This window comes from Pseudomonas sp. J380 (genome assembly GCF_009827115.1).
GTDB classification, from domain to species: Bacteria; Pseudomonadota; Gammaproteobacteria; order Pseudomonadales; family Pseudomonadaceae; genus Aquipseudomonas; species Aquipseudomonas paracarnis.
In genome coordinates this window covers 4,801,210-4,825,720 of record NZ_CP043060.1, presented here as the reverse complement: position 1 = coordinate 4,825,720, position 24,511 = coordinate 4,801,210, and the positions used below count along the sequence as shown (strand labels likewise).

23 protein-coding genes are annotated in these 24,511 nt (G+C 60.2%); 11 read left to right on the top strand and 12 right to left on the bottom strand.

What is annotated here, in order from left to right; all coding sequences use genetic code 11:
* The first annotated feature begins 40 nt into the window (after positions 1 to 40).
* The 4 genes from FXO12_RS21930 to coq7 all read left to right on the top strand — a co-directional run bounded on the left by FXO12_RS21930 (position 41) and on the right by coq7 (position 2,964).
* Positions 41 to 997, top strand: coding sequence for a DUF805 domain-containing protein (locus FXO12_RS21930; protein ID WP_054896807.1), 957 nt, complete (start codon positions 41 to 43; stop codon positions 995 to 997).
* A gap of 61 nt (positions 998 to 1,058) precedes the next feature.
* Positions 1,059 to 1,847, top strand: coding sequence for an SDR family oxidoreductase (locus FXO12_RS21925; protein WP_003194680.1), 789 nt, complete (start codon positions 1,059 to 1,061; stop codon positions 1,845 to 1,847).
* A 45-nt stretch (positions 1,848 to 1,892) separates the two neighbouring features.
* On the top strand, positions 1,893 to 2,231 hold the full coding sequence (locus FXO12_RS21920; RefSeq protein WP_003194682.1) for a histidine triad nucleotide-binding protein: 339 nt from the start codon (positions 1,893 to 1,895) through the stop codon (positions 2,229 to 2,231).
* A gap of 85 nt (positions 2,232 to 2,316) precedes the next feature.
* Positions 2,317 to 2,964: a 2-polyprenyl-3-methyl-6-methoxy-1,4-benzoquinone monooxygenase gene (gene coq7, locus FXO12_RS21915; protein WP_054920673.1), complete on the top strand. Its 648-nt coding sequence runs from the start codon at positions 2,317 to 2,319 to the stop codon at positions 2,962 to 2,964.
* A 47-nt stretch (positions 2,965 to 3,011) separates the two neighbouring features.
* Here coq7 and FXO12_RS21910 read toward each other — a convergent pair whose 3' ends face one another.
* Entirely contained in the window at positions 3,012 to 3,434 is a 423-nt protein-coding gene (locus tag FXO12_RS21910; protein ID WP_003194686.1) for an OsmC family protein, read from the bottom strand.
* 247 nt (positions 3,435 to 3,681) lie between these two features.
* Here FXO12_RS21910 and crp point away from each other — a divergent pair, with 247 nt between their 5' ends.
* A complete protein-coding gene (gene crp / locus FXO12_RS21905) occupies positions 3,682 to 4,326 on the top strand; it encodes a cAMP-activated global transcriptional regulator CRP (RefSeq protein ID WP_054920677.1) in 645 nt (214 codons plus the stop codon).
* Here crp and FXO12_RS21900 read toward each other — a convergent pair.
* The 4 genes from FXO12_RS21900 to FXO12_RS21885 all read right to left on the bottom strand — a co-directional run bounded on the left by FXO12_RS21900 (position 4,323) and on the right by FXO12_RS21885 (position 7,647).
* Positions 4,323 to 5,018, bottom strand: a complete 696-nt coding sequence (locus FXO12_RS21900) for a lipoate--protein ligase family protein (RefSeq protein WP_057978477.1) — start codon at positions 5,016 to 5,018, stop codon at positions 4,323 to 4,325. The genes crp and FXO12_RS21900 overlap by 4 nt on opposite strands.
* A gap of 143 nt (positions 5,019 to 5,161) precedes the next feature.
* Complete coding sequence (gene trpC / locus FXO12_RS21895; RefSeq protein ID WP_057978475.1) at positions 5,162 to 5,998, bottom strand: indole-3-glycerol phosphate synthase TrpC; 837 nt, start codon at positions 5,996 to 5,998, stop codon at positions 5,162 to 5,164.
* Positions 5,995 to 7,044 (bottom strand): anthranilate phosphoribosyltransferase, encoded by a 1,050-nt coding sequence (gene trpD, locus FXO12_RS21890; protein ID WP_003194694.1) that lies wholly within the window; start codon positions 7,042 to 7,044, stop codon positions 5,995 to 5,997. Before trpD ends, trpC begins: the two co-directional genes overlap by 4 nt.
* Positions 7,045 to 7,053: 9 nt before the next feature.
* Positions 7,054 to 7,647 carry an aminodeoxychorismate/anthranilate synthase component II gene (locus FXO12_RS21885; RefSeq protein WP_044269431.1) on the bottom strand — a complete coding sequence of 198 codons (594 nt, stop codon included), beginning with the start codon at positions 7,645 to 7,647 and terminating at the stop codon, positions 7,054 to 7,056.
* Between the two features lie 411 nt (positions 7,648 to 8,058).
* Between FXO12_RS21885 and estP the strand changes: the two genes are divergently transcribed.
* Complete coding sequence (estP, locus tag FXO12_RS21880) at positions 8,059 to 9,981, top strand: esterase EstP (RefSeq protein ID WP_057978473.1); 1,923 nt, start codon at positions 8,059 to 8,061, stop codon at positions 9,979 to 9,981.
* Between the two features lie 122 nt (positions 9,982 to 10,103).
* On the opposite strand, the gene trpE is transcribed toward estP, so the two are convergent.
* The 4 genes from trpE to FXO12_RS21860 all read right to left on the bottom strand — a co-directional run bounded on the left by trpE (position 10,104) and on the right by FXO12_RS21860 (position 14,377).
* A complete protein-coding gene (gene trpE, locus FXO12_RS21875; protein ID WP_034128814.1) occupies positions 10,104 to 11,585 on the bottom strand; it encodes an anthranilate synthase component I in 1,482 nt (493 codons plus the stop codon).
* Between the two features lie 69 nt (positions 11,586 to 11,654).
* Complete coding sequence (locus tag FXO12_RS21870; RefSeq protein ID WP_044269436.1) at positions 11,655 to 12,473, bottom strand: phosphoglycolate phosphatase; 819 nt, start codon at positions 12,471 to 12,473, stop codon at positions 11,655 to 11,657.
* Positions 12,470 to 13,144 carry a ribulose-phosphate 3-epimerase gene (rpe, locus tag FXO12_RS21865; protein ID WP_003194703.1) on the bottom strand — a complete coding sequence of 225 codons (675 nt, stop codon included), beginning with the start codon at positions 13,142 to 13,144 and terminating at the stop codon, positions 12,470 to 12,472. The genes FXO12_RS21870 and rpe overlap by 4 nt, the downstream gene beginning before the upstream one ends.
* A gap of 84 nt (positions 13,145 to 13,228) precedes the next feature.
* On the bottom strand, positions 13,229 to 14,377 hold the full coding sequence (locus tag FXO12_RS21860; protein WP_057978471.1) for an iron-containing alcohol dehydrogenase: 1,149 nt from the start codon (positions 14,375 to 14,377) through the stop codon (positions 13,229 to 13,231).
* A 213-nt stretch (positions 14,378 to 14,590) separates the two neighbouring features.
* Between FXO12_RS21860 and FXO12_RS21855 the strand changes: the two genes are divergently transcribed.
* Positions 14,591 to 15,565: an alpha/beta hydrolase family protein gene (locus FXO12_RS21855; RefSeq protein WP_054920687.1), complete on the top strand. Its 975-nt coding sequence runs from the start codon at positions 14,591 to 14,593 to the stop codon at positions 15,563 to 15,565.
* A 168-nt stretch (positions 15,566 to 15,733) separates the two neighbouring features.
* Here the strand turns inward: FXO12_RS21855 and FXO12_RS21850 are convergent, their stop codons facing one another.
* The 3 genes from FXO12_RS21850 to FXO12_RS21840 are packed head-to-tail and all read right to left on the bottom strand — an operon-like array spanning position 15,734 to position 18,199.
* Positions 15,734 to 16,501, bottom strand: a complete 768-nt coding sequence (locus FXO12_RS21850) for a TerB family tellurite resistance protein (protein ID WP_054920689.1) — start codon at positions 16,499 to 16,501, stop codon at positions 15,734 to 15,736.
* A gap of 1 nt (position 16,502) precedes the next feature.
* Positions 16,503 to 17,177, bottom strand: coding sequence for an N-acetylmuramate alpha-1-phosphate uridylyltransferase MurU (gene murU, locus FXO12_RS21845; RefSeq protein ID WP_057978469.1), 675 nt, complete (start codon positions 17,175 to 17,177; stop codon positions 16,503 to 16,505).
* The gene (locus FXO12_RS21840) at positions 17,174 to 18,199 is read right to left on the bottom strand and encodes an aminoglycoside phosphotransferase family protein (protein WP_057978467.1); all 1,026 of its coding nucleotides are present in this window, start codon (positions 18,197 to 18,199) and stop codon (positions 17,174 to 17,176) included. The genes murU and FXO12_RS21840 overlap by 4 nt, the downstream gene beginning before the upstream one ends.
* A 130-nt stretch (positions 18,200 to 18,329) precedes the next feature.
* On the opposite strand from FXO12_RS21840, the gene FXO12_RS21835 reads away from it, so the two are divergent.
* Genes FXO12_RS21835 through rsmA form a run of 4 tightly spaced genes read left to right on the top strand, consistent with a single transcriptional unit; the run spans position 18,330 to position 24,280 of the window.
* Complete coding sequence (locus tag FXO12_RS21835) at positions 18,330 to 21,170, top strand: LPS-assembly protein LptD (RefSeq protein WP_060772767.1); 2,841 nt, start codon at positions 18,330 to 18,332, stop codon at positions 21,168 to 21,170.
* On the top strand, positions 21,151 to 22,485 hold the full coding sequence (locus tag FXO12_RS21830) for a peptidylprolyl isomerase (RefSeq protein WP_136624693.1): 1,335 nt from the start codon (positions 21,151 to 21,153) through the stop codon (positions 22,483 to 22,485). Before FXO12_RS21835 ends, FXO12_RS21830 begins: the two co-directional genes overlap by 20 nt.
* On the top strand, positions 22,482 to 23,471 hold the full coding sequence (gene pdxA, locus FXO12_RS21825; RefSeq protein ID WP_054920698.1) for a 4-hydroxythreonine-4-phosphate dehydrogenase PdxA: 990 nt from the start codon (positions 22,482 to 22,484) through the stop codon (positions 23,469 to 23,471). Before FXO12_RS21830 ends, pdxA begins: the two co-directional genes overlap by 4 nt.
* Positions 23,468 to 24,280, top strand: coding sequence for a 16S rRNA (adenine(1518)-N(6)/adenine(1519)-N(6))-dimethyltransferase RsmA (rsmA, locus tag FXO12_RS21820; RefSeq protein WP_034128823.1), 813 nt, complete (start codon positions 23,468 to 23,470; stop codon positions 24,278 to 24,280). The genes pdxA and rsmA overlap by 4 nt, the downstream gene beginning before the upstream one ends.
* Positions 24,281 to 24,511: the final 231 nt, after the last annotated feature.

Sequence of the window (24,511 nt, the reverse complement as noted above, 5' to 3'; positions counted from 1 at the left end):
GCCTGCATACTCTTCCTGATTAAGTGACAAGGATGCCCGCATGAGCGACAGCCGTTTCAAGATTGTGTTTGACGGAGCCTTGCGCCCAGGTGTCGAAAGCACCACCGCCAAGCTGAACCTCGCCGAACTATTCAAAAGCGATGTTGAAGCAATCGAAAAACTCTTCACCGGCCGCCCCGTCGCGCTCAAGCGCGACCTGTCCCAGCCCGACGCGCAAACTTACCTGACGGCACTGCACAATGCCGGGATCGACGCTCGCATCGAGGCCGAACAACCCGTGGCGTTCAACCTTGCAGAAACCCACGAGACGGACTCGTCAACCTCTGACCGCGCCGCTGCGTCGCCTTATGCACCGCCACGCGCCGCAGTTGGCGACGACCTGCCGGAGTTCGCCACCCTAAAGGTGTTCACCATCCACGGGCGCATCGGGCGCCTGCGCTACCTGGCTTGGACGCTGGCACTGACCGTCGCGATGTTGGTGGCAGCGGGCATCATCAGTACGGTGGGCTTCGCGGTGGCGACAGCCTCGCCAACCATCGCCATCATTATTGGCTCGCTGCTGGGTTTCGCGCTGTTTGTGGCATTGGTAGTGGTGAGCGTGCAAATCGGCGTGCAGCGCCTGCATGACCTGGGCTGGTCTGGCTGGCTGTACCTGCTCAACCTGGTTCCGCTGGTAAACAGCGTATTCCCACTGTTGTTGCTGGTATTGCCAGGCAATACGGGCGCCAACCAGTACGGCGCGCCACCACCACGCAACTCCACTGCGGTGAAAATCCTGGCCTCGCTGTGGCTGGCGTTCATTCCCTTGATGCTCATCATCGTCGTCACCCTGGGCATGAATGGCTACCTGGACCAGCTTGAAGCCAACATGGACAGCAGCTACGAAAGCAGCTCCATTACCTCCGATGCAGACGCCGATCAAAGCGCTATCGTTGACGAAGCCGAAGCGCAAAGTGCTGACGATGCAGCCGAACCTGTAGACTCTCCAGAACAGTGAAGAAACGCCCGCCGCCTGTGACGCACTGTCATAGGCCGGTGGCGTTGCGATGGAGAAAGGCATGACCCGTTACGCTCTGATCACCGGCGCCTCCAGTGGCATCGGCCTGGCATTGGCCGAGGCCTTGGCACGGCGCGGCCGTAGCTTGATTCTGGTGGCCCGTCAGCGTGATCAGTTGGAAAGCATTGCATTGGAGTTGACCCAACGCTTCGGCGTCGAGGTGCTGTTTCGTGCCTGTGATTTGGGCGAGCCGCTGCGTTTGTCCGGCTTTTTGCTGGAACTCGAAGAGGGTGAGCGGCAGATCGACCTGCTGGTCAACTGCGCCGGCATCGGCACCAGCGGGCCGTTCCTGGCCCAGGACTGGATGACCGAGCAGGACCTCATCGAGGTCAACATCCTGGCCTTGACCCGCATGTGCCACGCACTGGGCAATGCGATGGCCCTGCATGGCGGCGGGCAAATCCTCAATGTGGCTTCGGTCGCCGCCTTCCAGCCTGGGCCGTGGATGAGTAGCTACTACGCCAGCAAAGCCTACGTATTGCACTTCTCCGAAGGGCTGCGCGAGGAATTGAAGACCTGCGGCATCAAGGTTTCAGTGCTGTGCCCCGGCCCCACGCGCACCGCATTCTTCGGCACCGCGCAGATGGATACGGCGAAACTCGACCGCAGCCAGCAACTGATGAGCCCGGAAGAAGTCGCGCTGTACACCGTGCGGGCGCTGGAAAAGAACAAGGCCATCATCATTCCCGGGCGCCGCAATCGTTGGCTGACGTTCAGCCCACGCCTGAGCCCCCGCTGGCTCACCCGCAAAATTGCCGGCGCCATCAACAAGGCCTATTGCCCACGCTGATGGCCTACGTACACTCACCTCACCTTTCACGATGGAGATACAGCTGTGGATACTCTGTTCACCAAGATCATCAACAGGGAAATACCGGCGAAGATCATCTATGAAGATGACCAAGTCCTGGCTTTTCACGATATCGCCCCGCAGGCGCCAGTGCATTTCCTGGTTATCCCGAAAAAGCCCATTCGTACCCTCAACGACCTGACCGAGGACGACAAGGCGCTGGCCGGCCATATCCTGTTCACCGCCCAACGCCTGGCCGTGGAACAAGGCTGCGAAAAAGGCTTTCGTGTGGTGATGAATTGCAATGAAGACGGCGGGCAAACCGTTTACCACATCCATATGCACGTGCTGGGTCAGCGCCAGATGAACTGGCCACCGGGCTGAGTGCACAAGGGCAAATTGACTCAGCACAAACGCTGGACGCTCTCTTGCGGTAAACTGGCCGCCGAGATTCTTCCCGGAGGTCAGCATGACTACCCAACGTCACTACTCGCCGATTGACCGTCTGTTGCTGCAAGCCGACACGGCCATGCGCACCCTGCTGCCGTTCAGCGGCCAGCCCTACCGTCCCTCGCCCGCCATCGTGCAGCCGGATGTACAACTGAGCGACACCGATACCCGTCACGTCGCTGGCCTGATGCGCATTAACCATACCGGTGAAGTCTGTGCCCAGGCGTTGTACCAGGGCCAGGCGCTGACCGCCAAGTTGCCACAGGTACGCACGGCGATGGAGCATGCGGCCGAGGAAGAGATCGACCATCTGGCCTGGTGCGAACAACGCATCCGCCAGTTGGGCAGCCATCCCAGCGTGCTCAACCCACTTTTTTATGGCTTGTCGTTTGGTATCGGCGCGGCTGCCGGGCTGATCAGCGACAAAGTCAGCCTGGGGTTTGTGGCCGCGACAGAACATCAGGTGTGCAAGCACCTGGACGAACACCTGGAGCAACTGCCGGCCGAAGACGAAAAGTCACGGGCCATTCTTGAGCAGATGCGCATCGATGAAGAACACCACGCAGAGAGCGCGCTGGACGCGGGCGGCTTCCGCTTTCCAGCCCCGGTACGGTTCGGCATGAGCCTGCTGGCCAAGGTCATGACCAAAAGCACCTATCGAATCTGAACCGAAAAAAAGGGCGCCCGAAGCGCCCTTTCTTTTGCCGGCTGCAATCAACCCAACTCGATGATTTCGTAGTCGTGGGTAATGACCACGCCCGCGGCCCCCAGCATGATCGATGCTGAGCAGTACTTCTCGGCCGACAGCTCGATGGCACGCTTGACCTGGGCTTCTTTCAGCGCCCGGCCCTTGACCACGAAATGCATATGGATCTTGGTAAAAACCTTGGGGTCTTCAGTGGCGCGCTCGGCTTCCAGGAAGGCTTCGCAGCTTTCCACGGCTTGCCGGGACTTCTTCAAGATGCTGACCACGTCGAAATTGCTGCAACCGCCCACACCCAGCAGCAACATTTCCATGGGGCGTACACCCAGGTTCCGACCGCCGGCTTCCGGCGGGCCATCCATAACCACCACGTGGCCGCTGCCCGACTCACCGAGGAACATGGCTTCGCCCGCCCATTGGATGCGTGCCTTCATCGCCCAGACTCCACTGCTAAAAAAGGGTCGCCAGCTTAGCACAGGGCCTTGAAACAGCAGCGCCCTGCATAAAATCGATAAATGACAGCGTTTGCCCGCTAAATTGGCTAATCGCGACAGAAGGTGTCTGGTAAGCTGGCGCCAAATGAATGGCGCATTGCCATGTCTTGTACGGCGTGTATCAATGAGATGCCGCTGGATAAAAACAACGCCAACGACACCGCGCAGTCTTTTTCGGGATACAACCATGGTTGCTCTTACTCCCACATCCAAGATCAAGAACCTCGACAAGCTGCTGCTTCACTGCCAGCGCCGACGTCATCCGGCCAAACACAACATCATCTGCGCCGGCGAGCGTTCAGAAACCCTGTTCTTCATCATCAAAGGCTCGGTCACCATCCTGATCGAGGATGAGGATGGCCGTGAGATGATCATTGCCTATCTCAACGCCGGAGACTTCTTCGGGGAGCTGGGTTTGTTTGAACAAGCAGGCAAAGAGCAGGAACGTAGTGCTTGGGTACGGGCCAAAGTTGAGTGCGAAGTGGCCGAAATCAGCTATGCGAAATTTCGCGAATTGGCCCAGCATGATCCGGACATCTTGTACGCCCTGAGCGGTCAGATCGCCCAGCGCCTGCGCGACACCACGCGTAAGGTCGGCGACCTGGCGTTCTTTGATGTCACCGGCCGCGTCGCTCGCTGCCTGCTGGAATTATGCAAACAACCCGACGCCATGACCCATCCCGACGGCATGCAGATCAAAGTCACGCGCCAGGAGATCGGACGTATTGTCGGGTGTTCGCGGGAAATGGTCGGCCGCGTGCTCAAGGATTTGGAAGAACGCAACCTGGTGCACGTCAAAGGCAAGACGATGGTGGTGTTCGGTACTCGCTAGAGCGGCAGGAAGCCAGCCAGCATCTGCCGGTACAACGTGTCGAGCCGACTGATCGCGTCCGGCGCGGGAAACGCTTCGTGCAGTGCGATATGGCTATCGGCGCGAACCCGCTGCTCCAAGCCGCAGGCTTGATTGAAACGGTTGACCGCCGCAATCAATTCCTCACGATCATTCTCCAGCAACATCGCACCATGCACCAACCCGACCGGGCGGCCACCGCTTTGTCGCCAACGCTGGGCAGTGCCCACCATTTTGCGGCCATTGAGGTTGACGTTGTAACGACCGTCGCAAAACGCACCGTCAATTTCGCCGACGGACGCATCGCCACCCAACTCGATCAACAGATCACAGATCGGTTGGCACAAGCGCTGATAGCCGGTTTCGATGCGCCCCTGGTCGCCTTCGCTACGCGGTGGGGCATAGACCAGGGCGATGTTGACCGTGGCGCCGGACTGCGGCACCGGCTCACCGCCGGTTTCACGCAGCAATACCGGCCAACCCGCATCGGCCGAGACCTGGCTCGCCACCGCGAATGCCGGCAGCCGGCTCAAACGGCGCGGCATGACCAGCGCTTGGTCACTGGGCTGCCAGAACAGCAATCCGAATGCCTGCTCACCCGCGCATACGGCTGCCAATAGGTCTTGCTCGGCGGCAAGGCCAGCTTCGACAGTCATGATCACGGGCTGGAGCATCGAACACCTACCTACCTGAATAAACACAAAACCAATGTGGGCGCTGGCTTGCCTGCGATAGCGGTGTGTCAGCTACACAGAGGTTGGCTGACTCGCTGCTATCGCAGGCAAGCCAGCGCCTACAGTTCCGAACGTATTTCAAATCAGTCTAGTGTCGAACCGCTGATCGTCGTACCGCGCTCCGGGAAGAACAAACGCTGCAATTCCGCCCCCGGGTTCTCGGCGCGCATAAAGGTCTCGCCCACCAGGAACGAGTACACACCACTGATTTCCATCAATTCCACATCGGCGCGATTGACGATGCCACTCTCGGTAATCACCAAGCGATCGCGCGGAATACGCGGCAGCAGGTCGAGGGTAGTTTCCAGGCTGACGTCGAAGGTATGCAGGTTACGGTTGTTGACGCCCACCAGCGGAGTATCGAGGGTCTTCAATGCGCGCTCCAGCTCGTCACCGTCATGCACTTCGACCAGCACGTCCAGGCCGACGCTTTTGGCCACGGCCGCCAGCTCCGCCATCTTCACGTCATCCAATGCCGAGACAATCAGCAAAACGCAGTCGGCACCCAAGGCACGAGCTTCGACGATTTGGTACGGGTCGACCATGAAGTCCTTGCGGATCACCGGCAGCTTGCACGCAGCGCGCGCCTGTTGCAGGAACGGGTCGGAACCCTGGAAGTAGTCAATATCCGTCAGCACAGACAAGCAGGTTGCCCCACCCTTCTCGTAACTGACGGCGATCTCAGCGGGTACGAAGTGTTCGCGAATCACGCCTTTGCTCGGCGAGGCTTTCTTGACCTCGGCGATCACGGCCGGCTGCTTGAGCTTGGCCTGGGCGATCAAGGCATTGGCAAAGCCGCGTGGCGCATCGGCGGTTTTCGCCCGCGCTTCCAACTCGGCCAGGCTCACACGGGCGCGGCGCTCAGCCACTTCTTCAGCCTTGCGGGCCAGGATCTTTTCCAGAACGGTTGGCACACTCATCCTTCATTCTCCATCTTGAATACGGCGGTGAATGCTCCCAGCTCTTCGAGCTTCTCACGAGCCAGGCCGGTGTGCAGCGCATCGTGGGCCAAGGCGACACCTTCCTTGAGACTATAGGCATGGTCGGCGGCGTAAAGGGCTGCGCCAGCGTTGAGCACAATCATTTCCGCAGCTTTCTGACCGTTTTCGGTCTTGCGACGCCCCAGGGCATCACGAATCAATTCCAACGAAGCTGCCGGGCTTTCCACCGCCAGGCCGTGCAAGCTCTGGCTTTTCATACCAAGGTCTTCGGGCTCGACCCAATATTCGGTGACCTCGTCGTTCTTCAGCTCCGCCACGAAGGTCGGCGCCGCCAGGCTGAATTCGTCGAGGCCATCCTTGGAATGCACCACCAGCACGTGCTTGCTGCCCAGGCGTTGCAAGACTTCGGCCAGCGGCCGGCACAGCGCCTGGCTGAACACGCCTACCACCTGGTGCTTCACACCGGCCGGATTCGTAAGCGGGCCGAGCATGTTGAACAGGGTACGCAAGCCAAGGTCCTTACGCGGGCCGGCAGCGTGTTTCATTGCGCCATGATGGGACTGGGCAAACATGAAGCCGATACCAACGCTGTCAATGCAGCGCGCTACTTGCACCGGCGTGAGGTTCAGGTAAATACCGGCCGCTTCCAGCAAGTCGGCACTGCCGCTCTTGCCAGACACTGCACGGTTACCGTGCTTGGCGACGGTGCAACCAGCGGCGGCCACCACAAAAGATGAGGCGGTCGACACGTTGAAAATATTCGCACCGTCACCGCCGGTGCCCACCACATCGACGACGCCGTCGAGAGTCTTGAGCTCGACCTTGTCCGCCAGCTCACGCATCACCGACACCGCACCGACTATTTCGTCGATGCTTTCACTCTTCATGCGCATCGCCATCATAAAGGCGCCGATCTGGGCATCGGTGCATTGGCCGGTCATGATCTCGCGCATCACATCGCTCATTTCCGCGGTGCTAAGGTCCAGATGGCCGACGATACGGCTCAGGGCAGTCTTGATATCCATGAAAAGTCCTTAGCGCGTGCCGCCGCTCTGCTTGAGAAAGTTGGCGAACAGCTCGTAGCCCTGCTCGGTCAGGATTGATTCAGGGTGAAATTGCACCCCTTCGATGTTCAGCGTCTTGTGACGCAAGCCCATGATCTCGTCGACCGAGCCGTCTTCCAATTGGGTCCAGGCGGTCAGTTCCAGGCATTCGGGCAAGGTTTCACGCTTGACCACCAGTGAGTGGTAACGGGTCACGGTCACCGGCAGGTTCAGGCCCTGGAACACACCCAGGTCACGATGGAACACCGGGCTGGTCTTGCCGTGCATGACCTCCCGCGCGCGCACCACATCACCGCCAAACGCCTGGCCGATGGACTGGTGGCCCAGGCAGACGCCCAGGATCGGCAGCTTGCCGGCGAAATACTGGATAGCTTCCAGAGAGATGCCCGCTTCGGTCGGCGTGCACGGGCCAGGTGAGACGACGATGCGCTCGGGGTTCAACGCGGCGATTTCGGCAACAGTGAGTTCATCGTTGCGCACCACCTTGACCTCGGCACCCAGCTCGCCCAGGTACTGCACAACGTTGTAGGTAAAGGAGTCGTAGTTATCAATCATCAGCAACATGTGGGTTCAAACCTCTTGAATTCACTGATTTCAAATGACCGCCTTCCAAGCGTGTGACCCGCTGCCAGACGCACGTTCCGGTTGCCAGGGTGAGTTGGCAAGGGGCGTCAGGCAACGGGTGAAGAAGGCAAATCGGTACAGGTCCGGCCAGGCCGGCAGAGAAAAATGTCAGGCGCGCCAACGCCAACGGGCGTGTGCCTTGACTACTCGCATCAAGAGTTTGCTGATGATCAACACGGGGAGGGTCTCATTCATACGTTCAGGCACAGTAACGTAGGCTCGCCAGCGGTGCAATATGGAGCCGCAAATACGGGGGCCAACGTAGGCAGATTCCACATATCCCTACAGAAAATGCTAGAAATTTTGCTAGTGTTTCACTTCCTACATAAAAACAACCGAATGGAATCTTGCATGCTCAGACCAACGTTTTTCGCTCCCCTTGCCGGCTGCCTCCTGTCATTGGCCTGCGCCCAGGCGTTCGCAGCCCCGTCACCTTATTCAACCATGGTGGTTTTCGGCGATAGCCTGGCTGATGCAGGCCAGTTTCCCGACGGTTCGGCCGGTGCCACGTTGCGCTTTACCAACCGAACCGGGGCGAACTTTCAGGGTGAATACGGCCTGGTCTCTTCAACCCTATTGGGTGCCAAATTGGGGGTAGCCCCCAACGACCTGAATGCCTCCACCTCACCCGTTCGCGCAGCCCAAGGTTTGCCAGACGGGAACAACTGGGCAGTGGGTGGTTACCGTACCGACAATATCCTCGACTCTATTACCTCAGTCTCCGATGCTGCGATTCCCCCCGGCAATGCCGGCGGTGGCACCGTGTTGCGCAGCCGGCAGGGCTATTTGCCGGCCAATGGTGGGAGAGCTGACCCGAACGCGCTCTACTTCCTTTCCGGTGGCGGCAACGACTTCCTCCAAGGCCGGGTACTCAGCCCCGCTCAAGCGGTCGCCGCAGGTGGGCGACTGGCGGACAGCGCCCAGGCCCTGCAACAGGCCGGCGCACGCTACATCATGGTCTGGATGCTACCCGACCTGGGGCTGACGCCGGCCATCAACGGCACCCCACAGCAAGCAGCGACCTCGGCCCTGAGCAATATTTTCAACCAGTCCCTGGTACAGCGCCTGTCACAAGTGGATGCGCAGGTTATTCCGCTGAACATCCCGCTGTTATTGAACGAGGCTTTCGCCGATCCGGCCCGCTTCGGCCTCGCCACCGGCCAGAACCTGACCGGCACCTGCTTCAGCGGCAACAGTTGCACCGCCAACCCAACCTACGGCATCGGCGGTACCAATCCGGACCCGACCAAGCTGATCTACAACGACTCGGTCCACCCTACTGTGGCCGGGCAACGCTTGATTGCCGACTACGCCTATTCGCTACTCGCCGCGCCGTGGGAACTGACCTTGCTGCCGGAAATGGCCCAAGGCACATTGCGCGCCCACCAGGACGAGCTGCGTAACCAATGGCAAGCAGACAACGGCAGTTGGCAAGCCGTCGGCCAATGGCGCGCCATAGTGGCCGGCGGCGGCCAACGCCTGGATTTCGATGATCAGAGCAGCTCGGCCAGTGGCGACGGCAGCGGCTACAACCTGAATATCGGTGGCAGCTACCGGCTCGATGAAAACTGGCGCGTGGGCGTTGCCGCTGGCCTGTATCGGCAGACCCTCGAAGCCGGTGCCAATGATTCGGACTACAAGCTCAACAGCTATATGGGCACGGCTTTCGCTCAGTATCAGCAAAATCACTGGTGGGCCGATGCCGCATTGACCGGCGGCAAGCTGGACTTCGACAGCCTCAAGCGCAAGTTCGCCCTGGGTGTCAGTGAAGGCTCGGAGAAAGGTGATACCGATGGCTGGCTCTGGGCACTGAGCGGCCGCGTGGGGTATGACATCGCCACACCGGGCGGCGACTGGCACCTGTCGCCGTTCATCAGCGCCGATTACGCGCGGGTTGAAGTCAATGGTTACTCGGAGAAAAACAGCCGCTCCACCGCCCTGACCTTTGATGATCAACAACGCGACTCCAAGCGCCTGGGCGTCGGCCTGCAAGGCAGCTACCGCATCGCGCCGCAAACCCAGGTTTTTGGCGAAGTTGCACACGAGCATGAGTTTGAAAATGACACCCAGAAGGTGAACATTTCGCTCAACAGCGTCCAGGGAATCGACTTCAAGCTGGACGGCTATACGCCTCGCAGTAACTCTGACCGCTTGAGCCTGGGTGTCAGCCACAAGCTGACTCAGGACCTGGCACTGCGCGCGGCGTATAACCTGAGGAAGGATGACAATTTGACCCAGCAAAGCATCAATGTCGGGGTCAGTCTGGATTTCTAAATACTGCGCAAAACAAATGTGGGAGCGGGCTTGCCTGCGATGGCGGTGGATCAGTCACTGAATATCTCAAGTGACACACCGCCATCGCGGGCAAGCCCGCTCCCACATTTTTTATTCCAGCTTCAGTCTTGTGGCGTTTGCTCTGCCAATGCCACGGCACGGAACATCGCTCGGCGCTTGTTCAGGGTTTCTTCCCACTCAAGGGCCGGCACCGAGTCCGCCACAATCCCACCACCAGCCTGCACATGCAGTTCGCCATCCTTGATCACGGCCGTGCGGATCGCAATGGCGGTGTCCATATTGCCGTTCCAGGCAAAATACCCGACGGCGCCGCCGTAGACACCACGCTTGACCGGCTCCAGTTCGTCGATGATTTCCATCGCACGGATCTTCGGCGCCCCCGACAATGTGCCCGCCGGCAAAATCGCCCGCAGTGCGTCCATCGCCGTCAGCCCGGCCTTCAGCTCGCCGGTGACGTTGGACACGATATGCATCACATTGGAATACCGCTCAATGACCATCTTCTCGGTCAGTTTCACCGAGCCGATTTCCGAGACACGCCCGGTGTCGTTGCGCCCCAGGTCGATCAGCATCAGGTGTTCGGCGATTTCCTTGTCGTCGCTGAGCAGGTCTTCTTCCAGCGCCACGTCGGCTTCTTCGGTCGCGCCACGGGGGCGCGTGCCGGCAATCGGGCGCACGGTGATCAGGTTGTCTTCAACCCGCACCAGCACTTCCGGCGAACTGCCGACGACGTGGAAGTCGCCAAAATTGAAGAAGTACATATATGGCGTCGGGTTGAAGCAACGCAGTGCGCGGTACAGATCAATCGGCGCCGCCTTGAAGTCGATGGACATGCGTTGCGACGGCACCACTTGCATGCAGTCACCGGCAAGGATGTATTCCTTGATGGTATCGACGGCACGCTCGTAGTCATCCTGGGTAAAGCTTGAGCGGAACACCGGGTCGGCCGCGGGTGGGCGGCTGAGGTCCAGGCCGCGACGCGGGGTGATCGGCTGGCGGAGTTTCTCAAGCAGCGCTTCCAGGTTGGCCTGGCCTTGCTCGAAGGCATCAGCCTGGGCAGGGTCGGCAAGAACAATCGCATGCATCTTGCCGGCGAGGTTGTCGAACACCACCACCGCGTCGGACACCATCAGCAAAATGTCCGGCACGCCCAGCGGGTCCGGGTTCGGGCATTTGCCCAAGCGCTTCTCCACATAGCGCACGCAGTCATAGCCGAAGTACCCCACCAGGCCGCCATTGAAGCGCGGCAGGCCAGCGATGGTCGGCACGTTGTAGCGCGCCTTGAAGGTTTCGACAAAAGCCAGCGGATCTTCTACGTCATGGCTTTCGATCTCCACGCCATCATGGGTGATGCTCACATGATGGTCGTGTACCCGCAGCACCGTGCGGCATGGCAGGCCAATGATCGAGTAACGACCCCACTTCTCACCGCCCTGTACCGACTCGAGCAGGTAGGAGTTGGGCTCGTCGGCCAGCTTCAAGTAGATCGACAGCGGCGTATCGAAGTCGGCCAGGGTTTCGCAAGCCATGGGGATACGGTTATAGCCGGCAGCGGCCAAACGCAGGAATTCTTCGCGGGTCATGAGGTGCCTCGTGGTGTGAGGGTCAAACAGTCAGGTAGGCAAACGTGCCGCAAACGCGGCCAGGATCAGTCAGGCGCGCCAACGCCAGCGGGCCAGGGCCTTGATGACTTTCATCCAGAGTTTGCGAGTGACCACCACGATGGAATTTCCAGAAGGGGACGAATCAATGTCGGGCAACGTTATCTCAGCGCCAGCGCCCAGGCAACCGGGGATTAGCAGTCGCAGGTCATCAATGACCAGCGCTGGGGACTCCTCCGCAATCGGCCGGCCATGGTTGTAACCATAACTCAAGGCCACACACTGCACGCCCGCCGCTTTGGCCGCCAGCACATCACTGCGTGAATCGCCGACAAACAGCGACTGAGATGCCGGAATATTGGCCATTTTCATTACGAAAAACAGCGCCGCAGGGTCGGGTTTTTTCTGCGGCAAGGTATCGCCGCCAATGATCCAGCGGAAGTAGCGACCGATTTTCATCTGATCCAACAACGGCGCAACGAAGCGCTCCGGCTTGTTGGTGATCAGGGCCATTTCCACGCCCTGCTTGCTCAACCACTTGAGGGTGTCGCGCACACCGGGGTAAACCACGGTCAGTTCGTGGCTGCTTTCATAAGCGGCATTGAACAGTTCCAAGGCATGTTCTGCCTCGACCTCATCCACACCCGTGGCATCGATGTCGTTGGCCAGGGCCCGGCGCACCAACATCGGTGCGCCATTGCCAACCCATTCGCGCACCGACTCGATCCCTGCCGGCTTGCGCCCTAGCTTGAGCAGCATCTGGTCCACCGCGGCCGCCAGGTCAGGCACCGAGTCGATCAAGGTACCGTCCAGATCGAACATCACCAGCCGTGGCAATTTGCCGGGGAACAACTGCTCAAAACCGCTCATGGACGCGCCAGCGCCAGTTCGGCACGCATCTTGTCGATGACGGCCTGGTAGTCCGGGGCGTTGAAGATAGCAGAGCCGGCCACGAAGGTATCGGCGCCCGCTGCGGCGATCTCACGGATATTGTTGACGTTGACCCCGCCGTCGATTTCCAGGCGAATGTCACGCCCCGACGCATCAATCAGCGCACGGGCCTCACGCAGCTTGTTCAAGGTGCCAGGGATGAACTTCTGCCCGCCGAAGCCTGGGTTGACGCTCATCAGCAAGACCATGTCGACCTTGTCCATCACGTACTCAAGCACGCTCAGCGGAGTAGCCGGGTTGAATACCAGGCCCGCCTTGCAGCCGCCTTCGCGGATCAGTTGCAGTGTGCGGTCAACGTGCAGCGTGGCTTCAGGGTGGAAGGTGATGTAAGTCGCACCCGCCTCGATGAAGTCACCGACGATACGGTCCACCGGGCTGACCATCAAGTGCGCATCAATCGGCGCAGTGATGCCGTACTTGCGCAACGCGGCGCACACCATCGGGCCGATGGTCAGGTTGGGTACGTAGTGGTTGTCCATGACATCGAAGTGCACGAAGTCGGCACCGGCGGCCAACACCTTGTCCACTTCCTCACCCAGGCGGGCGAAGTCGGCAGAGAGAATCGATGGAGCAATGACGAAGGGCTGCATGACGCACCTTTTTTGAGCTAAATCACGATGGCGCGCATTGTATACCTCATGCTTTGCTGCGCGCACCGTGACCTATCTCAACGGTTAGTAAGCTGCGCGGTAGATTTTTTCGATATCGGCGGCGCTGAGCTTGCGCGGGTTGTTGCGCATCAAGCGCTCAATGCCTGCGGCTTCACTGGCCATGGCCGGGATGGCGTCCTCGGGCACGCCGAAACTGCGCAGGCCGGACGGGATCTCCACCGCCGCACACAGCCGCGTCATCGCCGCTACAGCCTGGTCAGCAGCGTCATTCACACTCAGCCCGGCGATATTGACGCCCATGGCCTGGGCGATGTCCTGCATGCGCTCGACGCAGGCCAATTTGTTCCAGTGCATCACATACGGCAACAACAGCGCATTGCTTACGCCATGGGCAATGTTGAAGCGCCCACCCAACGGGTACGCCAGCGCATGCACGGCACCGACGCCAGCGTTGCCAAAGGCCATGCCGGCCATCAGGCTGGCGGTGGCCATGTCGTCACGGGCCTGCAGGTTGGCCGGGTTGGCGTAAGCCTTGGGCAACGCGCTGGCAATCAGCTTGATCGCACCGATGGCCAGGGCGTCGGTAATCGGCGAGGCATTCAGCGACAGGTAGGACTCGATGGCGTGCACCAAGGCGTCCACGCCACTGGCGGCCGTGACACCGCGTGGGCAGGTCAAGGTCATTTGCGGGCTGATCAGCGCAACGTCCGGCAGCAAGTAATCGCTGACGATGCCTTTTTTCAGCTGCGCCGCCTTGTCGGACAGTATCGCTACATTGGTCACCTCCGAGCCGGTGCCGGCCGTGGTGGGGATGGCGATCAACGGCGGGCCTTTGCGCGGCACCTGATCGACGCCAAACAAGTCCGCCAGTGCGCCGTGATAACCGGCATAGGCCGCCACGCTCTTGGCGATGTCAATGGCACTGCCGCCGCCCACACCGATCAGGCCGTCATGCCCGCCTTCGCGGTACGCACGCATGCAGTCTTCGACGATGGCAATTTCCGGATCGGGCAGCACACGGTCGAAGATTTCGTAGGCTCGATCACCCAGATGCTCCAGGGCCAGCGCTACGGTACCGGTCTGGACCAGCGCGGCGTCGGTGACGATCAACGGATTATCCACATCCAGGCGCGTGAGTTCGGCAGCCAGTTGTTCGATGGCACCTGCGCCGGTCAGCAGTTTGTGGGCGATCTTGAATGAGGAAGTACTCATGTGCGCGGCCTCTTATGAATGATGGGCTGGCACAAGAATAGCCGCACCTGGCGTGTTGTCTGCCATTCACTGGTTGAATGGTCGCACCGCGCTCATCAAGGCAGCCAACAAACCGCCGATAACCTGTTGGTAATGAGAACAGCGCCTCATACCCCTGACAAATACCGACCAACCCATTAGGCTGCTGGAATCACTTCTGGCCGGGAATCAACGATGCTTTTTCTTCACCGTTCGGCACTGCCAGCACTGTGCCTGTCACTCCTGTTTACCAGTGTCTTGCCTGTTCAGGCCGAGGATGCGCCCTCGCCTGCCGTCGAAAAACCGGCTGAACGCCAGCCACTGTCCGAGCGTAGCCAACAAGAAGCCAGTGCGCTCGAACGGCAGGTGCCGCTGCAAGAGCAACAGCAATTGCAGGCGGGTAGCGAGTCGTTCCTGGCGCTGTGGAAACCCGCCAACAGCGCCGAAGCCGAGGGTGTGGTGATCCTCATACCAGGTGCTGGGGAGAACGCGGACTGGCCGCAAGCAATCGCGCCTCTGCGGCGTAAGTTGCCGGACGCCGCCTGGGGCACCCTCAGCCTGTCATTGCCTGACGTCAGTGTGGACACCCTGCCGCCGCGGCTCATCGAACCGCCGAAAGCGGCGGTCGATACCAGCAGCAAGGAAGGCAGCACCGCTGCCAAGCCGGTCGAACAGGCCGCCAGTGCCGAGGCCGAAGGCACTGACCCGGCGGTGGTGCCGGGGGCGGATGAACAGGACAAGACCGACGCCAAGCGCATCTTCGACCGTATCGACGCCGCCGTCGCCTTCGCCCAGACCCAAAGCGCCCGCAGCGTGGTGTTGCTCGGCCATGGCACCGGGGCCTGGTGGGCGGCACGCTACCTCAGCGAGAAACAACCCTCCCAGGTGCAGAGGTTGGTGATGGTGGCCGGCAAGACGCCTGCGGCTCGCCAACCAGACCTGCAACAACTGGCGCCGGTCTTGAAGGTGCCCACGGCGGATGTGTTCTATCAAGAAGACGCCCAGGACCGCAAAAACGCTCAGGAGCGACGCCAGGCGGCCAAGCGCTCGAAGAATGACAGCTATAAACAGGTGTCGCTCACGGCGTTGCCCGGTAATAGCGCGGCGGAGCAAGAGCAGTTGTACCGCAGGGTTCGCGGGTGGTTGAGCCCGCAGGGCGGCGCAGACTGACACTCCGCTATAGGGGGCAACATCGCTTTCTGTAGGAGCGAACTTGCGAAAACGTCAACGATAATGCGTGCTTCCTGAATAAACGCGGCGCCTGGGAGTTTTTCGCGAGCAAGCTCGCTCCTACAATTAGGGCTTGCCCCTCCCAGATGGAGTTGAGTGGCGATAGTCTCAACGAAAATCGCGCCGCTCGCGAATCAGCGCATAGGCGTTATGCAACTCACGGGTTCGTTCGGTCGCCTCACGCACTTGCGCGGGGCTGGCTCCCGTGCCGGCGATCTTGTCCGGATGGTGACGGCTGAGCAGGCGGCGGTAGGCGCGCTTGATCACCGAAGGCTCAGTGGTTGCCGTCACCCCCAGGATACGCAACGCCTCCTGATAGGCCCCCCCACGATTGGCCACTGGCTTGCGCTCCGGCGCGTAATCGGTCGCCAATGCCTGCAGCTGTTGCGGCGTCCAGCCCAGCCACTTGCCCCACTGGTCGATCAGGTCGCGCTCGGCAGCATCCGCCCGACCGTCCGCCCACGCCATGCGCCAACAGGCGCGCAGCACGCCTTCCGCCGCATGGGGCTGCGTCTTGAGCACCCGCAGGTAACTGCGTACACGGTCACTGCCGGACTTGCCACGGTTGAAGGCGCTGATCGCGCGGCGCTGGGCCGGCTCACTCATATCCAGTGCGCGCATTTCCTGGCGCGCTTGCTGGATATGCCCATCGACAACCCGGCCATTACTCTTGGCCAGGCGTCCCAGCAGCACGAACAACAGTTCGTCGTTGCGCAAGGCCGGACGCCCACCCAGGCGTTCACGTAACTGCGCCCAACTGTGCAATTGCAAGCGACGATCCAAGGCCTGCCCCAGCAATGCCCCCAACAATGCCCCCGGAATACTGGCAATGGCAAAGCCAGCTCCGGCGCCGATCAGCGTCCCTGGCCACAACATCCTACTGCCCCGCTGTCAGCAAGGTTTCGACCTGCGCCAGTCGCTCCAGCGTCCCCACATCCACCCAGCGTCCCGCCATGTGCTCCCCCGTTACCAGACCTTTGGCCATCGCCTCGCGCAACAGCGGGGCCAGCTTGAAGGCACCGGCGCTGCAACCCGCGAACAACTTGGGGTCGAGCACTGAAATGCCACTGAAGGTCAGGTTATCGGCACCGGGCGCGGCATCATGAAGCACACCGTGATCCAGGTAGAAATCCCCGCCCGACGGGTGGTGCGCAGGGTTGTCGACCATCACCAAGTGCGCCAGGCCCCGGATCGGCTGCTTGACCTGAGTGAAATCGTAGTCCGTCCAGATATCGCCATTGACCACCAGAAACGGTTCGTCGCCCAACAGCGGCAATGCCTGGAATATGCCGCCCCCCGTTTCCAGCGGTTCACCCTCCGGGGAGTAGCGGATGCGCAGACCGAACTGTGCACCGTCGCCCAAGTAGCTTTCGATCTGCTCGCCGAGCCAGGCGTGGTTGATCACGATCTCGGTAAAACCGGCCTTCGCCAAGGCTTCAAGGTGATACTCGATCAGCCGCTTGCCGCCGGCTTGCACGAGCGGCTTGGGCGTATGCAGGGTGAGCGGGCGCATGCGCTCGCCCTTGCCCGCCGCCAGGATCATCGCCTTCATACGCTGGCCTCAGCAGGTTCGCGCAGGCTGGCGAGCAATTCGCCCAGGTCACTCAACTCAGGTCGGTCGGCCAGCACCGCTTCTATATAAGCAAAGAAACGCGGTACGTCGGCCAGGTAGCGTGGCTTGCCGTCGCGGTGGCAGATACGCGAAAAGATGCCGATAACCTTGAGGTGACGCTGCACGCCCATCAGGTCGCTGGCACGCAGGAACTCCTCAAAGTCGTCCTGTACTGGAATCCCCAACTGTCCGGCACGCTGCCAATAGCCACGCTGCCATTCACGCACGCGGGCCTGGGGCCAACTGAGGAAGGCGTCCTTGAACAGGCAGGTGATGTCGTAGGTCACCGGGCCGTAGACCGCGTCCTGAAAGTCCAGCACGCCGGGGCTTGGCTCACTGATCATCAGGTTGCGCGGCATGTAGTCGCGGTGTACCAGCACCTTGGGCTGGGCCAGGGCGCTGTCGATCAACCGCTGGCTGGCACGTTGCCAGAGGGCTTGTTGCTCAGGGTCGAGGTCGATGCCCAGGTGACGACGCACGTACCATTCCGGGAACAGTTCCAGCTCGCGACGCAATAAGGCCACGTCATAGCTGGGCAACGGCGCATCCATCGGCAATTGCTGGAAAGCCAGCAGCGCGTCGATGGCATCAGCAAATAATTGATCGGCATTTTCACCGTCAATCACGTCCAGATAGGTTTTTCTGCCCAGGTCATTGAGCAAAAGAAAGCCACGGGGCAAATCTTCTGCATAAATTTTTGGCACATTTATTCCCGATTTCGCGAGCAAATGCGCAATATCGACGAAAGGTTTGCAGTTTTCCTGGGGGGGTGGCGCGTCCATGACGACGAACGTATGGGCACCGCCCTCCCATCGAAAATAACGCCTGAAACTCGCGTCGCTGCTGGCCGCGGTCAATGTGGCCGGGGGCACGGGGCCCCAGTCCTGAGCGTTGAAGAGGATCGGCAACTGCTCATCCAGCCAGACTTCCAGCTGTTGTAAACGTAGATCTTGCTCGGGCATTACAAGGGTCTCCGACGGCGCTAGCCGTCAAGCGGGGCATGCTTTATTATCACGCATCTTTTTCAGACCATCGAGAGGCGTGCGGCCCAAACCGCGGGCAGATGGCACGCAGGAAGCCCGGACTAATAAGATGGCATTGAAATCCCCCGCGTTTCGTAGAAAATTTCCGTTGCTGGTAACCGGCAGTCTGCTGGCCTTGCAACCTTTCGCCACCTCATTCGTGGTCGCCGCGGAACAGTATGACTGCTCAGTCTCTGCTTCGGGTGCCTGGGATTGCGCGCCGAAGACCGCCGCCGCCCCATTGCCACCGCGCCCGGTGCATGACGGTGCTGCCGTCAGCTCGGCCAACAGCACGCCGCAAGGCAAAGCTGGCGGCAGCGTCGACGCCGAACCCAAGACCATGCTGGTCACCGAAGCCAAGGGCCGTGGCCTGCGTTCGCGCAGTGCCGACTACAGCCACCTTGACTGGGTACCTCGCGAGAAGCTGACCGCAGCACAGCTGGCCGAAACCGGCCCTTACTGCGGCGGCGCCTACATCGAGCCGACTCGTCCTGGCATGAACGACAAGACGAACAAGAGCGATGCGCCGACCTTCATCGGCGCCAAGGCTTCTCGTTACGAGCAGGAGCAGCAGGTCGCTACCCTGGCCGGTGACGTGGTCATGCGCCAGGGCAGCATGCAGCTGGAGTCGGACGAAGCCAGCCTGTACCAGGCGGAGAACCGTGGCGAACTGAATGGCAAGGTGCGCCTGCGCGATAACGGCGCCCTGATCGTGGGTGACCATGCCCAGGTCCAGCTCGACACCGGTGCCGCCCAGATCGACAACGCCGAATACGTGATGCACAAGTCACGCATCCGCGGTAACGCGCTGTACGCCAAGCGTGCAGAAAACGCGATCATCCGTCTCAAGGACGGTACGTACACCACCTGCGAGCCGGACAGCAACGCCTGGCAGCTCAAGGGCAACAACATTACGTTGAACCCGGCCACCGGTTTCGGTACGGCGACCAACGCGACGTTGCGGGTCAAGAACATCCCGATCCTGTACACCCCGTACATCTACTTCCCGATCGATGACCGTCGTCAATCCGGCTTCCTGCCGCCGAGCTTCAGCACCGGCAGTGAGACTGGCTTTACATTGGTAACGCCGTACTACTTCAACCTGGCACCGAACTACGATGCCACGTTGTACCCGCAGTACATGACCAAGCGCGGCTTGTTGATGGAGGGCGAATTCCGCTATCTGACCAAGTCGAGTGAAGGGCAGTTTGGTGGGGCGTATCTCAATGATGATAGCGACGAGCGGAAGAAGCAGACTGATTACGAAAAGACCCGCTATATGCTCAATTGGCAGCATAAAGGTGGGCTGGATTCGCGTCTGACGACCCAGGTCGATTACACCAAGATCAGTGATCCGTTCTACTTCCAGGATTTGAAGTCGTACCAGGAAGGCGTAGAGAGCCAGGACTTCCTGAACCAGCAAGGCTCGGTTACCTACCGCGGTGATAGCTATCAAGCTCGGGTGAACCTGCAGTCCTATCAACTGGCAACGATTTCCCAGATTACTCCGTATGACCGCTTGCCGCAGATCACCTTTAATGGTCAGCTGCCGTATCATCCGGGGGGGCTCAACTTCTCCTACGAGACAGAAGCCGTAAGATTCGATCGGGACCTCAGAAACGGAAATGTGGTCAATGAAGACGGCGGGCCGTTCAACTCCGATGGCACTATCGGTGAACGGCGCCTGGATAACTACGTAAGCGGCCTGACCCGTGCGAACGGTACACGCCTAAACGTAGCACCCGCTGTAGAGTACCCAATGAACTGGAGCTATGGCTTTATTACGCCGAAGCTCAAATACGTCTACACCAAATATGACCTTGACCTGGATAGCAAAGGCAAGAATGACATTATCGCCGCGCAACTGGCCGCAGCTCAGCCTGGGGCCGCTCCTTACGCCGGCGGCGTATTCAAAAGCTCACAAGACCGTGCAGTCCCGATTGCCAGCATCGACAGCGGCCTCTACTTTGACCGCACGACCAATTGGTTCGGCAAGGATTACAACCAGACGCTTGAGCCTCGCGCCTACTATCTTTATGTGCCGAATAAAGATCAAAGCGATATTCCGGTCTTCGACACGGGTGAGTACTCGTTCAGCTACTCCTCCCTGTTCCGCGATAATCGTTTCAGCGGTTCGGATAGAATCGGTGATGAGAACAAGCTATCCCTTGGCGTAACCAGCCGTTGGATCGAAGAAAACGGCTTTGAACGCCAGCGAGTTTCCGTCGGTCAGGCGCTGTATTTCAAGGATCGCGAAGTTCAACTGCCGGGTGTATTGGCTGCTGACCGCGACGATGCACGCTCCGACGTTTCGCCTATCGCTTTGGAATACGCTTTCCGCTTCAACCGCGATTGGCGCGCCACGGCCGACTACAACTGGGACACCGAAAGCCATGCCCCACGCTCCGGTAGTGCGATGTTCCACTATCAGCCAGAAGACAACCCGAACAAGGTCGTCAACCTCGGCTATCGCTACCGCAATGACCAAGTGGTCTACAACCAACTGACCGGCAAATGGCAGTTCGGTGGGGACTACGGCACGCCAGGTCAAGAGAACTACGTGAAGGATTACTACAAAATCCAGCAACACGACTTCTCGATGATGTGGCCGATCATTCCGCAGTGGAATTTGATCACTCGCTGGCAGTATGACTATGCACGCAACCGCACCCTGGAAGCCTTCGGTGGTTTCGAGTACGACAACTGCTGCTGGAAACTGCGCGTCATCAACCGCTACTGGGTCTCCAACGACGAGTACAGCCAGATCGCCCCGCTCAACGAAAAGGGTGACCACGGGCTCTTCTTCCAGATCGTCCTCAAAGGACTCGGCGGCCTGACCGGCGCCAAGGTAGAGAGCTTCCTCGACAAAGGCATTGAAGGTTATCGTGAACGTGAAGACAAAGCTTTCTGAGTGTTTGCGCCCGCTAGTGCTGGGCGCGCTGTTCCTGGGTACTGTTTCGGCACACGCCGCAGTTCAACAGCTGGATAAAGTAGCGGCCATCGTCGACAACGACGTGATCATGCAGAGCCAGCTGGACCAGCGGGTCAAGGAAGTTCAGCAGACCATCGCCAAACGTGGCGGTGGGGTGCCACCGACCAGCGTCCTGGAATCTCAGGTACTGGAACGCCTGATCGTCGAAAACCTGCAACTGCAGATTGGCGAACGTTCCGGCATCCGTATTTCGGACGAAGAACTGAACCAGGCTGTTGGCACCATTGCTCAACGCAACAACATGAGCATTGATCAGTTCCGCGCCGCCCTGGCCCACGATGGCCTGTCCTATGAGGACGCCCGTGACCAGATCAAGCGCGAAATGATCATCAGCCGTGTGCGCCAGCGCCGTGTGGCCGAACGGGTTCAGGTGTCCGAGCAGGAAGTGAAGAACTTCCTGGCTTCGGACCTGGGCAAGATGCAGCTCTCCGAAGAGTTGCACTTGGCCAATATCCTGATTCCAACCCCGGACGGAGCCAACTCGGAGCAGCTCAATGCCGCTGCCGCTAAAACCCAGGCGATCTACGAGCGCCTGAAAGCGGGTGCAGATTTTGCCCAAATGGCCATTGCTCAGTCCGGCAGCGATAACGCCCTCGAAGGCGGTGATATGGGCTGGCGTAAAGCCGCTCAATTGCCACCTCCGTTTGATCGCGAATTGAGCGCCATGGAAGTCGGCGGCATTACCCAGCCTGCCCGCACCCCGGGTGGTTTTATCATCCTCAAGCTGCTGGAACGTCGCGGCGGCGAAACCTCGTTGAAAGACGAAGTTCATGTTCGTCACATCCTGGTCAAACCGAGCGAAATCCGCACCGAAGCACAAACCAAGGAACTGGCCCAGAAGATCTATGACCGCATTGAAAGCGGTGAAGACTTCGCCACCCTGGCTAAAAGCTTCTCGGAAGACCCAGGCTCTGCCCTTAACGGCGGCGACCTGAACTGGATCGACCCGAGGGCACTGGTGCCCGAGTTCCAGCAGGTCATGGCCGACACGCCACAAGGTGTATTGTCCAAGCCGTTCAAGACCCAATACGGTTGGCATGTCCTGGAAGTCCTTGGCCGTCGCGCCACTGACAACACCACCCAGGCGCGCGAGCAGCAAGCCCTGACCGTGTTGCGTAACCGCAAATACGACGAAGAGCTGCAAACCTGGCTGCGTCAGATCCGTGACGAAGCTTATGTAGAGAACAAGCTGCCAGGCGCCGAGCAAACAGGCACCGACCAGGCAACCCAGTGAAACCCCAGTGTTTCGCGGTGACACCCGGCGAGCCGGCCGGCATTGGTCCAGACCTGTGCCTGCTGCTCGCCTCGCAACCCCAGCCACACCCCCTGATTGCCATTACCAGCCGCGACCTGCTCCTCGAGCGGGCCGCGCAGCTGGGTGTGGCCGTCAACCTGCTGGACGTGGGGCCAGGCAACTGGCCCGACCTGCCGGCCCCCGCCGGCAGCCTGTATGTGTGGGACACCCCGCTGCAAGCCAAAGTGGTTGCCGGGCAGTTGAATACGGCCAACGCGGCATTTGTGCTGGAGACGTTGACCCGTGCGGGCCAAGGCTGCATCGACGGCGACTTCGCCGGCATGATCACCGCACCGGTGCACAAAGGCGTGATCAACGAATCCGGCATCGCCTTTTCCGGCCATACCGAATTCCTCGCGGAACTGACCCATACCGCTCAAGTGGTGATGATGCTCGCCACCCGTGGCCTGCGTGTGGCGCTGGTGACTACCCACTTGCCGCTGCGTGAAATCGCCGATGCCATCACTGCCGAGCGTGTGGAGCGTGTCACGCGCATCCTGCACAGCGACCTGCAACACAAATTCGGCATTGCCCAACCGCGCATCCTGGTCTGCGGGCTCAACCCCCACGCCGGTGAAGGCGGCCACTTGGGCCATGAAGAAATCGACATCATTGAACCAACACTAGAGCGCCTGCGCCAAGAAGGCATGGACCTACGCGGCCCATTGCCTGCAGACACTCTGTTCACCCCCAAATATCTGGAGCACTGCGATGCAGTGCTGGCGATGTACCACGACCAGGGGCTGCCCGTGCTGAAATACAAAGGCTTCGGCGCCGCAGTCAACGTGACACTGGGCCTGCCGATCATCCGCACCTCCGTCGACCATGGCACCGCCCTGGACCTCGCAGGCAGCGGCAAGATCGATACCGGCAGCCTGCACGTGGCCCTGGAAACCGCCTATCAGATGGCCGAGACCCGTATATGACTGAGCATTACCAACACCGGGCGCGCAAGCGCTTCGGGCAAAACTTCCTGCACGACGCAGGTGTAATCGATCGCATCCTGCGCTCCATCCACGCCAAGCCAGAAGACCGCCTGCTGGAAATCGGCCCAGGCCAGGGCGCGCTGACCCAAGGCCTGCTGGCCAGCGGCGGGCAACTGGACGTCGTGGAGCTGGACAAGGACCTGATCCCGATCCTCAACCAGCAGTTCGCCGGCAAAGCCAACTTCAACCTGCACCAGGGCGACGCGCTGAAGTTCGACTTCAACAGCCTTGGCGCTGCCCCCAACAGCCTGCGGGTGGTGGGTAACCTGCCGTACAACATTTCCACGCCGCTGATTTTCCACCTGCTGAACAACGCCGGGATCATCCGCGACATGCACTTCATGCTGCAAAAGGAAGTGGTGGAGCGCCTGGCCGCAGGCCCTGGCGGTGGTGATTGGGGTCGTTTGTCGATCATGGTCCAGTATCACTGCCGCGTGGAGCACCTGTTCAACGTCGGTCCGGGCGCGTTCAACCCGCCGCCGAAGGTCGATTCGGCCATCGTACGCCTGGTGCCGCATGCCGTGCTGCCGCATCCGGCCAAGGACCACAAACTGCTGGAACGAGTGGTGCGGGAAGCGTTCAACCAGCGCCGCAAGACCTTGCGTAACACCCTCAAGGCCCTGCTGAGCAATGCCGAGATCGAAGCTGCCGGCGTTGATGGAAGCCTGCGCCCTGAGCAACTGGACCTGGCCGCGTTCGTACGCCTGGCCGACCAACTTGCCATCCAGCCTGCATCCGTAGTGGAATAGGCCGTAAGAACTCGATGCAATCCAATGTGGGAGCGGGCTTGCTCGCGAAGGCGCAGTATCAGTCACCAAATGTGTAACTGATGCACCGCCTTCGCTGGCAAGCCCGCTCCCACATTTGCTCCGCGTTATACCGATAACGCTTGCCGGCTGCCCGACACATGTCTGGCCTAGCGCCCTCCTCTTGGCCTAGACTGACCCGCATCTGCTGTCCTTCGCTTTTAAGGCCTCTTG